Origin of the sequence: Myxococcus dinghuensis (assembly GCF_024198235.1) — a bacterium.
Lineage (GTDB): Bacteria > Myxococcota > Myxococcia > Myxococcales > Myxococcaceae > Myxococcus > Myxococcus dinghuensis.
The window spans coordinates 33,345-49,456 of record NZ_JAKCFB010000019.1 but is presented as its reverse complement, the minus strand read 5'-3'; the positions used below and the strand labels follow the sequence as shown (position 1 = coordinate 49,456).

At 70.4% G+C, this 16,112-nt stretch carries 15 protein-coding genes; 10 read left to right on the top strand and 5 right to left on the bottom strand.

Annotation, left to right across the window (positions count from 1 at the left end; all coding sequences use genetic code 11):
- Positions 1-18: 18 nt before the first annotated feature.
- Together LZ198_RS23960 and LZ198_RS23955 are read right to left on the bottom strand one after the other, a co-directional pair.
- Entirely contained in the window at positions 19-303 is a 285-nt protein-coding gene (locus LZ198_RS23960) for an antibiotic biosynthesis monooxygenase family protein (RefSeq protein ID WP_253974350.1), read from the bottom strand.
- A 132-nt stretch (positions 304-435) separates the two neighbouring features.
- Positions 436-3,513, bottom strand: coding sequence for an FtsK/SpoIIIE family DNA translocase (locus tag LZ198_RS23955; RefSeq protein ID WP_253974349.1), 3,078 nt, complete (start codon positions 3,511-3,513; stop codon positions 436-438).
- A 203-nt stretch (positions 3,514-3,716) separates the two neighbouring features.
- Between LZ198_RS23955 and LZ198_RS23950 the strand changes: the two genes are divergently transcribed.
- Genes LZ198_RS23950 through gatB form a run of 4 tightly spaced genes read left to right on the top strand, consistent with a single transcriptional unit; the run spans position 3,717 to position 7,321 of the window.
- On the top strand, positions 3,717-4,052 hold the full coding sequence (locus LZ198_RS23950; protein ID WP_253974348.1) for a TFIIB-type zinc ribbon-containing protein: 336 nt from the start codon (positions 3,717-3,719) through the stop codon (positions 4,050-4,052).
- Positions 4,053-4,077: 25 nt separating this feature from the next.
- Positions 4,078-4,365, top strand: a complete 288-nt coding sequence (gatC, locus tag LZ198_RS23945; protein WP_253974347.1) for an Asp-tRNA(Asn)/Glu-tRNA(Gln) amidotransferase subunit GatC — start codon at positions 4,078-4,080, stop codon at positions 4,363-4,365.
- Between the two features lie 24 nt (positions 4,366-4,389).
- Positions 4,390-5,865 carry an Asp-tRNA(Asn)/Glu-tRNA(Gln) amidotransferase subunit GatA gene (gene gatA / locus LZ198_RS23940; protein WP_253974346.1) on the top strand — a complete coding sequence of 492 codons (1,476 nt, stop codon included), beginning with the start codon at positions 4,390-4,392 and terminating at the stop codon, positions 5,863-5,865.
- Positions 5,866-5,881: 16 nt separating this feature from the next.
- A complete protein-coding gene (gene gatB, locus LZ198_RS23935; RefSeq protein ID WP_253974345.1) occupies positions 5,882-7,321 on the top strand; it encodes an Asp-tRNA(Asn)/Glu-tRNA(Gln) amidotransferase subunit GatB in 1,440 nt (479 codons plus the stop codon).
- A 16-nt stretch (positions 7,322-7,337) separates the two neighbouring features.
- Here the strand turns inward: gatB and LZ198_RS23930 are convergent, their stop codons facing one another.
- Positions 7,338-8,387, bottom strand: a complete 1,050-nt coding sequence (locus tag LZ198_RS23930) for a carbon-nitrogen hydrolase family protein (protein ID WP_253974344.1) — start codon at positions 8,385-8,387, stop codon at positions 7,338-7,340.
- Positions 8,388-8,406: 19 nt separating this feature from the next.
- Complete coding sequence (locus tag LZ198_RS23925; RefSeq protein ID WP_253974343.1) at positions 8,407-9,369, bottom strand: isopenicillin N synthase family dioxygenase; 963 nt, start codon at positions 9,367-9,369, stop codon at positions 8,407-8,409.
- 178 nt (positions 9,370-9,547) lie between these two features.
- Between LZ198_RS23925 and LZ198_RS23920 the strand changes: the two genes are divergently transcribed.
- Positions 9,548-11,695, top strand: coding sequence for a serine/threonine-protein kinase (locus tag LZ198_RS23920; protein WP_253974342.1), 2,148 nt, complete (start codon positions 9,548-9,550; stop codon positions 11,693-11,695).
- Between the two features lie 42 nt (positions 11,696-11,737).
- Here LZ198_RS23920 and LZ198_RS23915 read toward each other — a convergent pair whose 3' ends face one another.
- Complete coding sequence (locus LZ198_RS23915) at positions 11,738-12,091, bottom strand: hypothetical protein (protein ID WP_253974341.1); 354 nt, start codon at positions 12,089-12,091, stop codon at positions 11,738-11,740.
- A gap of 264 nt (positions 12,092-12,355) precedes the next feature.
- Here LZ198_RS23915 and rplU point away from each other — a divergent pair, with 264 nt between their 5' ends.
- The 5 genes from rplU to LZ198_RS23890 all read left to right on the top strand — a co-directional run bounded on the left by rplU (position 12,356) and on the right by LZ198_RS23890 (position 16,110).
- Entirely contained in the window at positions 12,356-12,664 is a 309-nt protein-coding gene (gene rplU / locus LZ198_RS23910) for a 50S ribosomal protein L21 (RefSeq protein WP_253974340.1), read from the top strand.
- Between the two features lie 45 nt (positions 12,665-12,709).
- A complete protein-coding gene (rpmA, locus tag LZ198_RS23905; RefSeq protein WP_234066619.1) occupies positions 12,710-12,982 on the top strand; it encodes a 50S ribosomal protein L27 in 273 nt (90 codons plus the stop codon).
- A 134-nt stretch (positions 12,983-13,116) separates the two neighbouring features.
- A complete protein-coding gene (obgE, locus tag LZ198_RS23900) occupies positions 13,117-14,520 on the top strand; it encodes a GTPase ObgE (protein ID WP_253974339.1) in 1,404 nt (467 codons plus the stop codon).
- Positions 14,521-14,524: 4 nt separating this feature from the next.
- On the top strand, positions 14,525-15,205 hold the full coding sequence (locus tag LZ198_RS23895) for a TrmH family RNA methyltransferase (protein ID WP_253974338.1): 681 nt from the start codon (positions 14,525-14,527) through the stop codon (positions 15,203-15,205).
- A 77-nt stretch (positions 15,206-15,282) separates the two neighbouring features.
- Entirely contained in the window at positions 15,283-16,110 is an 828-nt protein-coding gene (locus LZ198_RS23890) for a LolA family protein (protein ID WP_253974337.1), read from the top strand.
- Positions 16,111-16,112 lie beyond the last annotated feature (2 nt).

Here is a 16,112-nt window from a genome sequence, read left to right as displayed (position 1 = left end):
GGGAACCGGCAAGACGCATCAGGTGCCCACGACCTCGTAGAAGGCGAAGGTCGCCCCCGCCTGGTTGGCGCTGGCCTCCTTCGCCCGGCGGAAGTCCTCCGACTGGAAATAGGCCCGCATGGCCTCCCTGTCCCGCCAGCGCGTCACCAGCAGCAGCTCCGGGGTCGCTTCGAAGGAGCGCAGCACCTCCAGCCCCAGGAAGCCGTCGTGCGCGTCCACCCGGCGCGCGCGCTCCTGGAAGCGGGCGACCAGGCGCTGGGCCTCCTCGGGGGCGGCGCGGAAGCGGGAGATGGCGACAATCATCGGGGGCCTCGTCGTGGGCGTGGGGTCGGCCGCTCGCTCCCCGGGGCACAGGGGCGGCGGGGCCATGAAAGGCGACGGGGGCGCCCGGACCGCGCCGGACACCCCCGTGGAGACTACAGCCGCGACGGACCGCTACATCGCGCCCGCGCCGGGCATGTCGCCCACGCCACGGATGAGCACCTCGCGGGGCTTGGCGCCGTCGGCCGCGCCGACCACGCCGTCGCGCTCCATGCGTTCGATCATGCGCGCGGCGCGGTTGTAGCCGATGCGCATCTTGCGCTGGAGCATGGAGATGGAGACCGCGCGCATCTCGCTGACCACCGCGAGCGCCTGGTCGTACAGCTCGTCGGACAGCTCGTCCTCCTCGCCACCAGCCTCCACGTCCTCGTCGCGCGGCTTGAGGATGGACTCGTCGAAGACGGGCTTGCCCTGGGCCTTGAGGTGGTCCACCGCCTTCTTGATTTCGTCCTCGGAGACGAAGGCGCCGTGGACGCGCTGCAGGTGCGCGCTGGTGGGCGGCATGATGAGCATGTCGCCCATGCCGAGCAGGGCCTCCGCGCCCACCGTGCCCAGGATCGTCATCGAGTCCGGCTTGGAGCGGAGCATGAAGCTGATGCGCGTGGGGAAGTTGGCCTTGATGACGCCGGTGACGACGTCCGTGGACGGACGCTGCGTCGCGACCATCAGGTGGATGCCGGCCGCGCGCGCCATCTGCGCCAGGCGGGCCACGTACGTCTCCACCTCGCGGCTGGCGACCATCATGAGGTCGGCCAGCTCGTCGATGATGACGACGATGTAGGGCAGCTTCTTGAGCTCCTTCTTCTCCGGCTTGTGTGCCCCCGCCTCCAGCGGAGCCTCGTCGTCCTCGGCCTCGGCATCGACCTCCGGCACGACGTCCGCGGAAGCCTCGGAGACCAGCGCCTCGCGCAGCTCCTCCATGTCCTCTCGAGGCGCGGCCACGCCCAGGCCGTCTCCGCCCGAACCCGACGACGCGGCCGACTTCTCGCCGCCCTCGACGTCGACGACCAGGACCTTCTTGGGCTTCGACTTCTTCGGCGCGGGCTCGGAGGCCAGCGCGTCCGTCACCTCGGAGGCGGAGCTCTCCACCAGCTTGTTGAAGCCGGCGATGTTGCGCACGCCCGCCTCGGACAGCATCTGGTAGCGCCGCTCCATCTCCTCCACGGCCCAGCGCAGCGCGAGCGCCGCCTTCTTCGGGTCCGTCACCACCGGCAGCAGCAGGTGGGGGATGCCCTCGTAGACGGACAACTCGAGCATCTTCGGGTCCACCATGATGAAGCGCACCTCCTCCGGTGTGGACTTGAGGAGGATGCTCATGATCATGGAGTTGACGGCCACCGACTTGCCCGAGCCGGTGGTGCCGGCGATGAGCAGGTGGGGCGCCTTGGCCAGGTCGAAGACGTACGGCATGCCCTCGATGTCCTTGCCCACGCACATGGTCAGCTTGCTGGGGCCCTTGAGGAACGCGTCCTGCTCGGCGATCTCCTTCAGGTAGACCGTCTCGCGGTCCTTGTTCGGGACCTCGATGCCCACCACGCCCTTGCCGGGGATGGGGGCGACGATGCGCACGCGCATGGCCTCCATGGCCATGGCCAGGTCGTCCGCGAGCGCGGCGATCTTGCTCACCTTGATGCCGGGCCCCGGGAGGAACTCGTACATCGTGACGACGGGGCCGGGGCGGATCTCCACCACCTCGCCCACGATGCCGAAGTCGGCCAGCTTGGCGCGCAGCTTCTCCGCCGTGGACAGGAAGGCGTCCTTGTCCAGCTCGGAGCGCTCCTTCTTGTTGTACTCGAGCACGTCGAGCGGAGGCAGCGAGAAGCTCTTGCGGTCACCCACGAACTCGAACTGGTCCTGGGTCTTCTTCGCGGTGGGCTTGGGCGGCGCCTTGGGCTCCACGATGAGCGGCATGCGCGCCAGCGCGGACGGCGGCGCCGGGACGATGGCCGCGGGGGCGGCGGCGACCGGCGCCGGCTGGGGCGCGGCGGGCATGGCGATGGGCGGCGAGACCACCGGCTCGGCGGGCTCGGACGGGGCGCCCGTGGCCGGCGCGGACGGACCGGTGACGATGTTCGGCGTCTTGCGGCGACCGCGCGGAGGCTCGACCCCCTCGGGGACGATGGGCGTGGAGTGGGGCGCGGGCGCGAGGAAGGACGCGGCCCAGGCCGGGTCCGCGCCAGGGGCCGGGCGCTTCTCCACGCGGGCCAGCTTCTCGCCGGCCACGGTGATGGCGGGCGTCGGGGGCAGCGAGTCCGACTCCTCGGCGACGACGGGGACCTTCTTCTTCTCCAGCTTCTCCCGCTCGCGGGCGTCCTTGACGGCCTGCTTCGCGGCGGCGGCCTGCTCCTTCTCCGACTGGCGGGCGAGCCGCACGGCCTCCTCGGCCATCGCCTCGGCCTCCGCGGCCTCCGCCTCCTCGGCGGCGCGCTCGGCCTCGGCGAGCTCCTCCTCGTCCGCCTCCAACTGGGCGAGGAACGCCGCCTCCTCCAGCTTCTCCTGCGCGGCGCGCTCCTGGCGGACCTTGTAGGCGGCCTTCTGGTTCTCCCAGAAGGCGTGTCCGACCTCCGAGAGGCGGCGGCCCACGACGCACATGCCCGCCCAGACCAGCGAGCACAGCTTGAAGAACGTGTACTGGGTGCCGACGATGAGCGCCGCGGCGCTGATGGCGGTGACCAGGATGACGGTGCCGACGGTGGAGAACAGCCCCGACAGCACGCCTCCCAGGCTCGCGCCCAGCGCGCCGCCCGGGTGATGGGCCCAACCCTTGTCCCCGGCGAACATGAGCTGTGCCAGGACGGCGACGCTCGCGGTCAGCAGCGCCAGGCTGATGATTTGAGGCGCCCGCTTCCGGTCCCGGTTGCCCACGAAGAGCACCATGGCGGTGTAGACGCCCGCCACGGGGACCAGGTACGCGCACACGCCCAACATGCCGCGCAGCGTCTCCGCGATGAGGTGTCCCATCGGCCCCACCGCGTTGCGGAAGCCTGGACCCACCCGGTCATGGGGGTCGAACGTGGCCACCGCCAGCAGCGAAATCAGGGAGGCCGCGAGCAGGAACACGCCCACGATGGCCCGGCCCGAGCCGCCGCCTCCGCCCACCTTCCGCTTCTTCTCGGCGAGCGCCCTGCGACGCGTCGCGATCTCCTGCCGCGACAGCACCGCCTTCTCCGCCCGACCCTTCTTCGCCGTCATGACCTCTTCCCTCTGCGCGTCCCAGCCGCGTAGCGGGCTGTAGCAATGCCCGCGACGAGTGTAGGGAGGAGGGGGGAGTGGTCAATTTTCCGGCAGTCCTTCCAGCAGGGGCGGAGTGTACGGGACACAAGGCCTACATTTCGGCTGCGTGCTCCACCGAAGCGGGTATGGTGCCGCCACGATTTCCTTGGAGGATCCACCCCATGGCCGACAACCGAACGGACAAGCCGTCTTCGACCGAGGAGGAGTACTTCGCCCGGGAGGAGATTGAGAAGAAGCGCAAGCTGGCCCTCCAGCAGGCCGCGGAGACCGCGGACAAGCAGCGCGAGGAGCTCAAGAAGCTGCACTGGATGAAGTGCCCCAAGTGCGGCATGGACCTGCAGACGCTCAAGCAGGGCAACGTCGAGCTGGAGACGTGCTTCAACTGTGGCGGCGTCTTCCTGGACTCCGGCGAGCTGGACGAGCTCATGAAGCAGCACGGGCATGAGGGCAGTGGCAAGGTGATGGGCGCCATCCTCAACCTGTTCAAGCGCAAGTAGTCCCGCCGCGAGGAGGCTCCCCGTCATGGCCCTCACGCTCGAGCAGGTGCGTCACGTGGCCACGCTGGCGAGGCTGGCGCTGACTCCCGAGGAGGAGCAGCGCTTCGCCACCCAGTTGTCTGCCGTGCTGGACGCGGTGGCTCAGCTACAGTCGGTCGATGTGGAGACGGTGGAGCCCACCTCGCACGCCACGCTCGCCGCGTCGCTCTTGCGCGAGGACGTGGCGCGGCCGTCGCTGCCGCCGGAGAAGTCCCTGGCCAACGCCCCGGCGAAGGTCGGGACGAGCTTCGCGGTGCCGAAGATCATCGAATAGCAGCCGCCCCCGGAGACGCCCGTCATGCAGCTCACGGACCTCACGATGCTGGAGCTGGCGCGCAAGCTGGCCTCGGGCGAGGTGTCCTCCGTGGAGGCCACCCGCGCGAGCCTGGAGCGCATCGCCCGGGTCGACCCCCAGGTGCGCGCCTTCCTGCGCGTGGACGCGGAAGGTGCCCTGGCCGCCGCCGAGGCCAGCGATGCGCGCCGCAAGGCCGGCACTCCGGCGAGCGCGCTGGACGGCGTGCCGGTGGGCCTCAAGGACCTCTTCCTCACGGAGGGCGTGGAGACCACGGCCGGCTCGCGGGTGCTGGAGGGCTTCGTCCCGCCGTTCGACGCCACGGTGGTGCGCCTGCTGAAGGAGGCGGGCCTGCCGCTGTTGGGCAAGCTGAACCTGGACGAGTTCGCCATGGGCTCCTCCAACGAGTCCAGCGCGTACTTCCCCACCCACAACCCCTGGGACCTGACGCGCACGCCGGGAGGCTCCTCGGGAGGCTCGGCGGCGGCGGTGGCGGCGCGCGAGGTGTTCGGCGCGCTGGGGACGGACACGGGCGGCTCCATCCGCCAGCCCGCGGCCTTCACCAACACGGTGGGCCTCAAGCCGACGTATGGCCGCGTGTCGCGCTACGGCGTCATCGCCTACGCCTCGTCGCTGGACCAGCCCGGGCCCATGACGCGCACGGTGGGGGACGCGGCGGCGCTGCTGCAACTGCTCGCCCGGCACGACCCGTTGGACTCGACGTCCGCGGCGGTGGAGACGCCGGACTACTCCGCGGGGTTGGAGGAGGGCGTGCGCGGTCTGCGGCTGGGCGTGCCTCGGGAGTACTTCGCCGAGGGCATGGACTCGGAGGTGGAGGCCTCCGTCCGCGCGGCGCTCCGCGAATACGAGCGGCTGGGCGCGACGCTGGTGGACGTGTCGCTGCCCCACACGCGGCACGCGCTGGCGACGTACTACCTCATCGCCCCGGCCGAGGCGTCGAGCAACCTGGCCCGCTACGACGGCATCCGCTACGGCCTGCGAGCGAAGGACGCGCGCGGACTGAAGGAGCTGTACTCGCAGACGCGCGAGCGCGGCTTCGGCCCCGAGGCCAAGCGGCGAATCATGCTGGGCACGTACGCGTTGTCCGCGGGCTACTACGACGCCTACTACCTGCGCGCGCAGAAGGTCCGCACGCTCATCCGCGAGGACTTCCTGCGTGTGTTCCGCGACGTGGACGCGCTCCTGACGCCCGCCTCGCCGGTGCCCCCGTTCAAGCTGGGGGAGAAGGTGGACGACCCGCTGTCCATGTACCTCATGGACGTCTACACGCTGCCGTGCAACCTGGCGGGCGTGCCCGGGCTGTCCGTGCCGTGTGGCTTCACGAAGGCGGGGCTGCCCGTGGGCCTGCAGGTTCTGGGGCGGCCCTTCGAAGAAGCCCTCCTGCTCCGCGTCGCGCGCGCCTTCGAGCGCGAGCACGACTACTCCCGCCGCTTCGCGCCGCTGCCGGCGCAGGGCGCATGACCCCGGTGTGTCCGCCATGCCCGTGAGCGATTTCCAGCCCGTCATCGGCCTCGAGGTCCACGCGCAGTTGCTCACGCAGTCCAAGATTTTCTGCGGCTGCTCCACCGCGTTCGGCGCCGAGCCGAACCTCCACACCTGTCCGGTGTGCCTGGGCATGCCCGGCGTGCTGCCCGTGCTCAACCAGCGCGTGGTGGAGTTCGCGGTGCTCACCGGCCTGGCGCTCGGGTGCGAGGTGCGGTCGAGGAGCGTGTGGAGCCGGAAGAACTACTTCTACCCGGACCTGCCCAAGGGCTATCAAATCACGCAGTACGACCTGCCCATCTGCGAGCACGGACGGCTCACCATCGACACGCCGCGGGGGGAGAAGGTCATCCGCGTGCGCCGCATCCACATGGAGGAGGACGCGGGCAAGAACGTCCACGACGCGAGCGAGGGCCAGAGCCTGGTGGATCTCAACCGCGCGGGCGTGCCGCTGCTCGAAATCGTCAGCGACCCGGACCTGCGCGACGCGGACGAGGCGGTGGAGTACCTCAAGGCGCTGCGCGACGTGCTCGTCTACCTGGGCGTCAACGACGGCAACCTGGAGGAGGGGAGCTTCCGCTGCGACGCCAACGTGTCGGTGATGCCCAGGGGCTCCGACACCTTCGGCCAGCGCTGCGAGCTGAAGAACCTCAACTCGTTCCGCTTCGTGAAGCAGGCCATCGAGTACGAGATCGCCCGGCAGGTGGACGTCATCGAGTCCGGCGGGAAGGTGGCCCAGGAGACGCGCCTCTGGGACACGAACAAGGGCGTCACGCGCTCCATGCGCAGCAAGGAGGACGCGCACGACTACCGGTACTTCCCGGAGCCGGACCTGCCGCCCCTGCTCGTCACGACGGCCACCATCGAATCGATGGGGCAGCGGCTCCCCGAGCTGCCCCGCCCCAAGCTCCAGCGCTTCGTCCAGCAGTACGGGCTGCCCGCGTACGACGCGCGCACGCTCACCGCGGAGCGCCCGCTGGCGGACTTCTTCGATGTGTGCGCGGCGAAGTACCCGGACGCGAAGAAGCTCTCCAACTGGTTCCTCGGTGAGCTGCTGCGACTCCTGAAGGAGGAGGCGATGCCGGTGTCCGCGCTGCGCTTCACGCCCGAGCGGCTCGCGGAGCTGCTCACGGCGGTGGACGCGGGCACCCTCTCCAACAACGCGGGCAAGGACGTGCTGGGGGAGATGTTCCGCACCGGCAAGGCGCCCGCGGACATCATCGCGGAGAAGGGCCTGGCCCAGGTGAGCGACACCGGCGCCATCGAGGCGGTGGTGGACGACATCCTCGCGAGGAACGCGGGCGAGGTGGAGAAGTACCGCGCGGGCAAGAAGCAGGTGTTCGGCTTCTTCGTGGGCCAGGTGATGCGCGCCATGAAGGGCAAGGGCAACCCGACGCTCGTCAACGAGCTGCTCAAGAAGAAGCTCGGCGACTGACGACCGCGCCTCGCGCTCAATCGCCCACGGGCACGGTGACGTGGAGCACGTCCTCCTCGCGCGGATGCTCGGAGCGGGCGAGGACGCGGGCCTCCCCCGAAGACGTGCGCCCCAGGATGAGCGAGGGCGCGCCGAAGCGCTGGTCGAGGTATCCCCCCGCGAGCTGCGCATTCACCGCGTAGCGCACGTGTCGCAGCGCGGGGAGCTGCGAGGCCAGTCCCTCCGCGTGCCACTGCTCACCGCGGGAGCGAGCGCCTCCACGCGTGTCCACGGGCGCGGTCGCCTCCCACGGCCAGACGTTGGACGAGGGCTGCGCGAGGACGTCCGCCCCGAGCGAGTCCAGGTACTGCGCGCAGGGCACGAACCAGGGCTCCTCGGACGTGTGGGGCGCGCGGAAGGCGTCGTAGCAGAGCACCGTCCCCAGCCGCCCGAAGGGCGTGGGCACGAGCGCGAGGTCCTCGGGCCGGCCCGGGCTCAGGTGGAGCACGTCCTCGCGCGTGGGCACCAGGTTCACCTTGCGCGTCACGGCGACGCAGTGGCCGCTCGGCGCGAAGGTGTAGCCCGTGTTGTAGGTGCGCGTGCCGTACGGCTCGAAGTCCGGTGTGTCCTGTCCACGTCGGTTCGCGGGCAGCAGTGCGCTCCCCGCCACCACCCACAGGTCGAAGTCCCGGGCGATGGCCGAGAACGTCTCCCACATCACCCGGTGGGTGCGGGGCGCGAGCAGCACGTGCAGGCCCTCGAGCCAGCCAGGGGGGCGCAGCTCGCGCCACGTGCGCCACAGGGGGAAGGCCTCCGCCCAGGCGACGCGCTTCATCGCGGACCGCAGCGTCGGCTGCCCCCTCACGCGCGACACCTGGCCCAGGAAGGCGAGCGCCGTGCCCACCCACTCGGGCCACACGACGAGGGCGGGATGGCGGGGACGTCCCGCCGCGTCCCTCTCGCGCAGCGCGTCCACGCGCGCGGCCAGGGCCCGGTGTCTCGCGGAGAAGGCCGCAGGCGAGGCGTAGTCCTCCAGGGAGACCTGGGGCTGGAGGGCATACAGCTCGACGTGCGAGGCGGTGTCCACGGCGCGCGCTCGGGCGAGGCTACTTCAGCAGGCCGTTCTCCCGCAGGCGCTGCTGGAGGAACGCGCCGGCGGTGATGGCCGCGTGGCGGGCGGGGTTGTCCGCCGTCTCGGTCGAGGGCAGCGGCTGGAGCACGCAGTCGGAGCGCGGGTGGCAGAAGAAGGGGAGCGAGTAGCGGACCGTGTCCTCGGCGGCGCTGCGCGGGTTGACCACGCGGTGCGTGGTGGCGGGGATGACGTTGTTCGTCACGCGGCTGAGCATGTCGCCCGAGTCCACGACGATCTGCCCGCGCAGCGTGTCCACGGGCAGCCACTCCCCGTCGCGCGTCAGCAGCTCCAGGCCGGACGCGGTGCCCTCGCACAGCAGGGTGATGAGGTTGATGTCCTCGTGCTCGGCGGCGCGGACGCCTCCGGGGATGAAGCGCTCCTTGAGGGGCGGGTAGTGGATGAGCCGCAGCACGGAGTTGCCGTCCGTGGCCATGTCGCTGAACGCGGTGCGCGGCACGCCGAAGAACTCCGCGAGCGACTGGAGCAGCAGGCTCGCCGCGCCGTCCAGCTCGCGGAACAGGGCCAGGGTGTGCTCCCGGAAGGACGGCACCTCCTCCGGCCACACGTTGGCGCCGTAGTGCGCCAGGTACGGATGCTCCGCCGGCAGCTCGCGGCCGACGTGCCAGAACTCCTTCAAGTCACCCACCTTGCGGTCCTTGGCGTGCTCCTGGCCATAGCCCGTGTAGCCGCGCTGGCCCGCGAGGGTCGGCACCGCGTAGCGCGACTTCACCGCCTCCGGCTGGTCGAACAGGCTCGCCACGTCCGCGTACGTGCGGCGGATGAGCCCGTCGTCGATGCCATGGCCCACCACCGACACGAACCCGAACTCCCGCAGCCCTTCACCGAAGACGCTCACGAAGCGGGCCCGCTCGGAGGGGGTGCCGGAGCGGTAGTGGGACAGGTCGACGAGGGGGATGCGACGTGGGGTGCCGGACATGGGGCGCGCACTCTATTCCAGGGTGCTGGATTGTCGGCACCTCCAGCGTTGGGCCGCCAACCCTCGTCATGCACCCCGGGCCTGGATTGCATCAATCCACCCGACACCGGCGCGCACCGGCAGTGGTCGCCCACGGACGGGAATGTCCAGATTATCCAGGCAGGCCCGGGGGAGTGGCATGGCCGAGATGATCAGCGGTGATGCGTGCGGTGCGTGCGGCCAGCGACACGGGGCGGCGACGTCGTGTTCGACGCTGGTGCGCCCCGACGGCCAGCCGCCACCGAAGCCCCGGTGCACCGCTCCGGGGGTGGAGGTGGATCCGCTGGTGGGCACGCGGCTGGGGAGCTTCCGGTTGGTGCGCAGGCTGGGCCGTGGGGGCATGGGCACGGTGTACCTGGGGGAGCACGTCTCCATCGGCAGCCGCGTGGCGGTGAAGGTGCTGCACGAGCACCTGGCGATGTACCCGGAGCTGGTCCTGCGCTTCCACGCCGAGGCCCGGGCGGTGAACGTCATCGGGCACGAGAACATCGTCAGCATCTTCGACCTGAACGCCGGCCCGCCGCGGCCCTACCTCATCATGGAGTACCTGGACGGCGCGCCGCTGTCGGCCTGGGTGGGGACGCCGCTGCCGGCGCGCGCGGTCGTGTCGGTGCTCGCGCAGGTCTGTGACGCGCTCCAGGCCGCGCACCTGAGTGGCATCGTCCACCGCGACCTGAAGCCGGACAACGTCTTCCTCGTGCGGCGCGGACGCGGAACGCCCTTCGTGAAGGTGCTCGACTTCGGCATCGCGAAGCTGGTGGACGCGAACATGCCCCAGACGCACGCGGGCATCATCGTGGGCACGCCCGAGTACATGGCCCCGGAGCAGTCGCTGAGTCGCCGCGTGGACGGACGCGCGGACCTGTACTCGCTGGGCATCATCGCCTACCAGCTCGTCACCGGGCGGCTACCCTTCGAGGACGAGGGGTTGACGGCGCAGCTCGTGGCGCACCAGATGCGCGCGCCGCCACCCCCGCGCTCCATCCACCCCGCCGTGCCCCCCGCCCTGGAGCGCGTCATCCTGCATGCGCTCGCCAAGGCCCCGGAGGAGCGCTTCACCACCGCGGCGGTGATGCGCGCCGCGCTCGAGGGCGCCATGGCGGAGCCGCCGCGCGCGCGCGTCCGCGGGTCCGTGCCCGCCGTCGCCGGCTCGCCGCCCCCGGCCGCCCGGGCGTTGTCCTCGCCCATCACCGAGCGCACGGTGGGGGAGCCCGGGGTGCCTTGGGCACCGGGTCCCAGGTCCTCCGTCCCGAAGTGGGCCGGCGCTCCTCCACCGGGGGCACCCGTCGACCCACCCGTCGCCGCGCCCTCCCTGCCCGTGTCGGGGACGCCCCAGCCGCGGGCCGCCGCGCGAGGCGGGACCCCCTCGCGGCCCCGCTCCGTGGAACTCCCGGTGCGCGTGGTGCTGCGCCCGGGCGAGACGCCGGTCTGGCTCACCGGCTCGGACCTGTCGCGCGGGGGCCTGTTCCTGCGCAGCGACAGCATCCTGCCGCCATTGTTCACCCGCATGCCGGTGGTGCTGGAGCTGGAGGCGGGGCCCCAGTCGGTGCTCTGCGAGGTGGTGCGCCACGTCCCGGCGGATCAGGCCCGCGTCTGGGGCATGGCCACCGGCTTCGGGGTCCAGTTCGTCGAGGCCACCGCCGCGCTCAAGGCCTCGGTGGATCAGCTCCTGCGTGGAGGGCAGGGGGCCCGGCCGCCCGCGGCGCGGATGGTCGCGGATGATCCCGACGCGGCGCGCGTGCTGGAGTCGTTCCGGACCCGACTGGCCGGGGACCACTACGCGGTGCTGGAGCTGGCGGCCGACGCGGACCTGGGGGAGGTGCGCGCGCGGGCGAGGGAGGCGCGCGCGTTGGTGGATGGGCTCCGCCAGCGTCCGCTGTCTCCCTCGCAGGGGCTCCTCCTGGACTCGGTGATGGGGCGGCTGCGCGAGGCGGGGGAGGTGCTGGGGACGGTGACGCAGCGGGCGCTCTACGACGCCTGGCGCGGCAACCACCGGGGCATCGCCCGGTGTCTGGAGGCGGGCCTCACCACGGAGCAACTGGACTGCCTGCGCCGCGAGTTCCTGGCGCGCCGCCCGCAGGCGGCGGGCATGGCCCGGGTGCACTTCCTGTCGGGCTCCGCCCTGGAGCGGGACGGGCAGCTCGTCCGGGCGCTGGAGACCTACGAGCGGGGGCTGGCGCTGGATCCGCTCGAGTCCATCCTCCACCACCGCTACCGGGTCGTCCGCCGGCTGCTCGACGCCCGGGGCGTGGTGGCCCGCTTGAACGACAGGGCCCGGCCTCCCTGAGGGAGCCGGGCCCGTCACATCACGGAGGCTACGCGGGGGGCACTACTCCGCTGAGACGGTGCAAGAGGGGCTCAGACCCTCGGCCTTGTCGCCGCACGCCGCCAGCTTCGCCAGCCACTCCTGGGCGTTGCTCTGGCTGCAGTCCGGCAGGTCCTCGATGCACTTGGCCAGGTCGCTCAGCTTGTCCTTGTCGCTGTCCGAGCAGGAGTCCAGCGCGTCCTCACACTGCTTCTTGTCGTAGTCCTCGTCGTCACCGCCGCCGGAGCCGCCACAGCCTGCGAGCTTGTCATCCAGGGCCTTGGCCGCGTCCTCGAGGTCGTCGCAGACATCGCCGCCGCAGCCGGCGCCGAAAACAAGGGTCGAGGCGGCCAGCAGGCCGATCATGAGCTTCTTCATTGTGGATTCCCCCTCGCAATGAGGTTGGTTGGGCGGTACCCATCCTAGCGCCCCATTGCCTGGATTCCAGTCAACAAGGCTCCTTGGGGGTGCTAGAGGGCCCGCAAGAGACCCCGGGGACAAGATGATCCAGCATCCGCCTTGACTCCCCAGGGCATCTCCCGTAAATCCGGCCGTCCTTTGCGCGACCGGCCGGCTCGACCGTCCGAAATGCGCGGTCGATACCACGGGTTGACCCAACCCGAAGCTGACAGGGGTTTGACGATGTACGCAGTGATTCGCACGGGCGGAAAGCAGTATCGCGTCGCCGAGGGCGATGTGGTCCGGATCGAGAAGATTGCCGGCGACATCGGAGCCGAGGTGGCCTTCACGGACATTCTCCTGCTGGGTGGCACGGATAGCCCCAAGGTGGGCCAGCCGACGGTCTCCGGCGCGCGCGTGGTGGGCAAGGTCCTGGCTCAGGACAAGCACCGCCGCGTCCTGCACTTCCGCAAGGAGAAGGAAGGCTGGACCCGCCGCCGCGGTCACCGTCAGCCCTACACCGAGGTGAAGGTCACCTCCATCTCCGGCTAGTTCTGGTCGGACGGTTTCACCTCAAAAATTCAGGAGCAAGGTGTCATGGCCCATAAAAAGGGACAGGGTTCTTCGCGCAACGGGCGCGATTCCAATCCGCAGTACCGTGGCGTGAAGGTGTACGGTGGCGAGGCTGTGTCGGCCGGGAGCATCCTGGTGCGGCAGCTGGGCACCGTCATCCACCCGGGCGCGAACGTGAAGCTCGGCCGCGACTACACCCTCTATTCGGTGGTGGACGGCGTGGTGAAGTACGAGCGCCTGGGCCGCGACCGCAAGAAGGTCTCGGTCTATCCGGCTGCCGAGCAGCCCAGCGCCTGACGGTTGTTCCGGCCCCGTGAAGGGGCCGGTCGCCGGGCGGCATCCACGAGCGGGTCGCTTCTTTCGTCCTCGCGCCCTTTTCGGCGTCCCGGACACGAGGCGGCCCGCTTTGTGTTTTTCCAGGAGACCCCTCCATGAAGTTCGTCGATGAGGTCCGCATCTTCGTGAAGGCGGGCGATGGCGGTAATGGCGCCGTGTCCTTCCGCCGGGAGAAGTTCATCGAGCGCGGTGGGCCCAATGGCGGTGACGGTGGCGATGGTGGCTCGGTCATCTTCGTCGCGGACCCCCAACTGACCACGCTGCTCGACTACCGCTACCAGCAGCACCACCGCGCCAAGAACGGCGAGCACGGCATGGGCAGCGACTGCAACGGTCGCGCGTCCGAGGACATGGTGCTGAAGGTGCCCGTGGGCACGCTGGTGAAGGACCACGCCACGGACGAGCTGCTCGTGGACCTGAGCGAGGCCGGCCAGCGGTGGGAGGCGGCGAAGGGCGGGCGTGGCGGCCTGGGCAACATGAACTTCGCCACGTCCACGCGCCAGACGCCGCGCTTCGCCCAGGACGGGACGAAGGGCGAGGAGCGCACGCTGCGGCTGGAGCTGAAGCTCCTGGCGGACGTGGGGCTCCTGGGCTTCCCCAACGCGGGCAAGAGCACCTTCATCTCCCGGGTGAGCCGCGCGCGGCCCAAGGTGGCGGACTATCCGTTCACCACGCTGGTGCCCAACCTGGGCATGGTCCAGTACAAGGACGACCTGTCCTTCGTCATGGCGGACATCCCCGGAATCATCGAGGGCGCCAGCGAGGGCGTGGGCCTGGGGCACCAGTTCCTGCGGCACGTCGAGCGGTGCAAGGTGCTGATCCACCTCATCGACATGGGCGCGGAGGGCGAGGGGCGTGATCCGCTCAACGACTTCGACGTGCTCAACCGCGAGCTGGAGAAGTACAGCGAGGATCTGGCGAAGCGCCCGCAGGTGGTGGCCGCGAACAAGCTGGACCTGCCCGACGCGCAGGCGCGGCTGGGCGCGTTCACCGAGGCGCTGCGCGAGCGCGGCGTGCGCGTGTATCCCGTCTCCTGCGCCACCGGCGAGGGCATGCAGGCGCTGATCGACTCGGTGGCGGAGGTGCTCTTCACCGGACGCACCGACAAGCTCCATGTGGAGCCCCCGCCGCGCGCGAAGGCCGTGAAGTCTGCCTCGACGAAGGGGTCGCCCGAGAAGAAGCCCGTCGCGAAGGGCGCCGCCGCGAAGAAGGCCGCCACGAAGGCCCCGGCGACGAAGAAGCCCGCCGTGAAGGGCGCTGCGAAGAAGGGTGCGGTGAAGAAGCCCGCCGCGAAGGGGCCGGCGAAGAAGCCCGTCGCGAAGGGCGCTGCGAAGAAGGCCGTCGCGAAGGGGCCGGCGAAGAAGCCCGTCGCGAAGGGGCCGGCGAAGAAGGCCGCCTCGAAGAGCACTTCCGCGAAGAAGCCCGTCGTGAAGGGCGCTGCGGCGAAGAGGCCCGCGTCGAAGAAGGCCCCTGCTCGCAAGTCGGGCGGGAGGCGCTGAGGCGATGTCCGGCGGCGGCCCCCGATACGAGCGATTCGAGAAGGAGAAGCTCGAGCCCGAGCAGTTCCTTCTCGACGTGCGCAAGGAGAAGATCGACCGCGTCGTGAGTCAGCGCACGCGCAACTTCACGGTGGTGCTCGACCGCTTGGAGGACAGCTTCAACATGGCCGCGGTGCTGCGCACCTGCGAGTCCATGGGTGTGCAGGAGGTCCACGTCGTCATCAACCCCGACGCGCCGTTCCTCCCCAACTCGCGGGTGGCCCAGGGCTGCGACAAGTGGCTGGACGTGAAGCTGTACAAGTCCTTCGCCGAGTGCCGCGAGCACTTGAAGTCGCGCGGCTTCCAGCTCTACGCCTCGGCCATCCGGGAGGGGGCGACGAGCCTCTACTCGCTGCGCTTCGACACCCAGGTCGCCATCGTGCTCGGCAACGAGCGCTACGGGGTGAGCGACGACGTACTCAACGCCGTGGATGGGACCTTCTGGATTCCCATGCGCGGCTTCAGCCAGAGCCTCAACATCTCCGCGGCGGCCTCGGCCATCGTCAGCCGGGCGATCGCCTGGCGGGACGAGCACCTGCCGGGAGGCTCGGGGGATTTGTCCGCTGACGAGGCCCAGGCCCTGCGCGAGCGCTTCTACGTGCTGGCCATCAAACAGAGGAAGCGCCTCTTCAAGAAGCAGCCATGAATGTCGTGTCCCCGGCGTCCGTCGGTATGGAGTAGATGGACGCTGTCGGCCTACCTGGCCCCCTGGAGACGCACGTCATGTTCCTGGAAACCCTGCTCGCCACGCTCCTGACCGCGCCCGCCGTGCCGCAGTCTTCCGCCGCGCAGGCGGCCCCCGTGTCGCCCGTCCAGGTGGCCCAGGCCGCGCCGGCGCCCACGGGCGGCGCCGCGAAGCCCGAGGCGCCGAAGGCTCCCACGGCGACCCCGCCCGCCTCGACGCAGACCGGCGCCGCCACCCCGCCGCCGGCCACGAAGTCCGCGCCCGCGATGACGCCCGAGGTGAAGTCGCTCGTGGACCGGATGCAGGCGTTCTACGAGAAGACGGGCGACTTCCAGTCGGACTTCCGGCAGGACTACAAGTACAAGACCTTCCGGCGCACGCAGACCTCCGAGGGCGTGGTCTCGTACAAGAAGCCGGGGTTGATGCGGTGGGAGTACAAGACGCCTTCTCCGCGCACCTTCGTGCTGGCCGGCAACAAGATCTACGCGTACGACCCGCCGGCCCAGACGCTCACGGTGGCGGGGATGGACACCAGCCAGCTCTCCGCGTCCGTGACGTTCCTCTTCGGTCAGGGGAAGCTTGCGAGCGAGTTCGCCATCACGAAGGGCGAGTGCAAGGACTGCAAGGGCACGTTGCTGGTGCTCGACCCGCTGAAGCAGGAGCCGCGCTTCCGGCAGGTTCGCCTGGAGGTCGACCCGAAGACGGCCCAGGTGCTCAAGAGCACGGTGGTGGACCCGGACGGCAGCGAGAACACCATCTCCTTCCTGAAGTTGAAGGCGAACGTCGGCATCTCCGCGGACCACTTCAAGCTGGATGTCCCCGACGACACGCGCGTGGACGACTTCACGAAGCAGAAGGCGCAGTAACC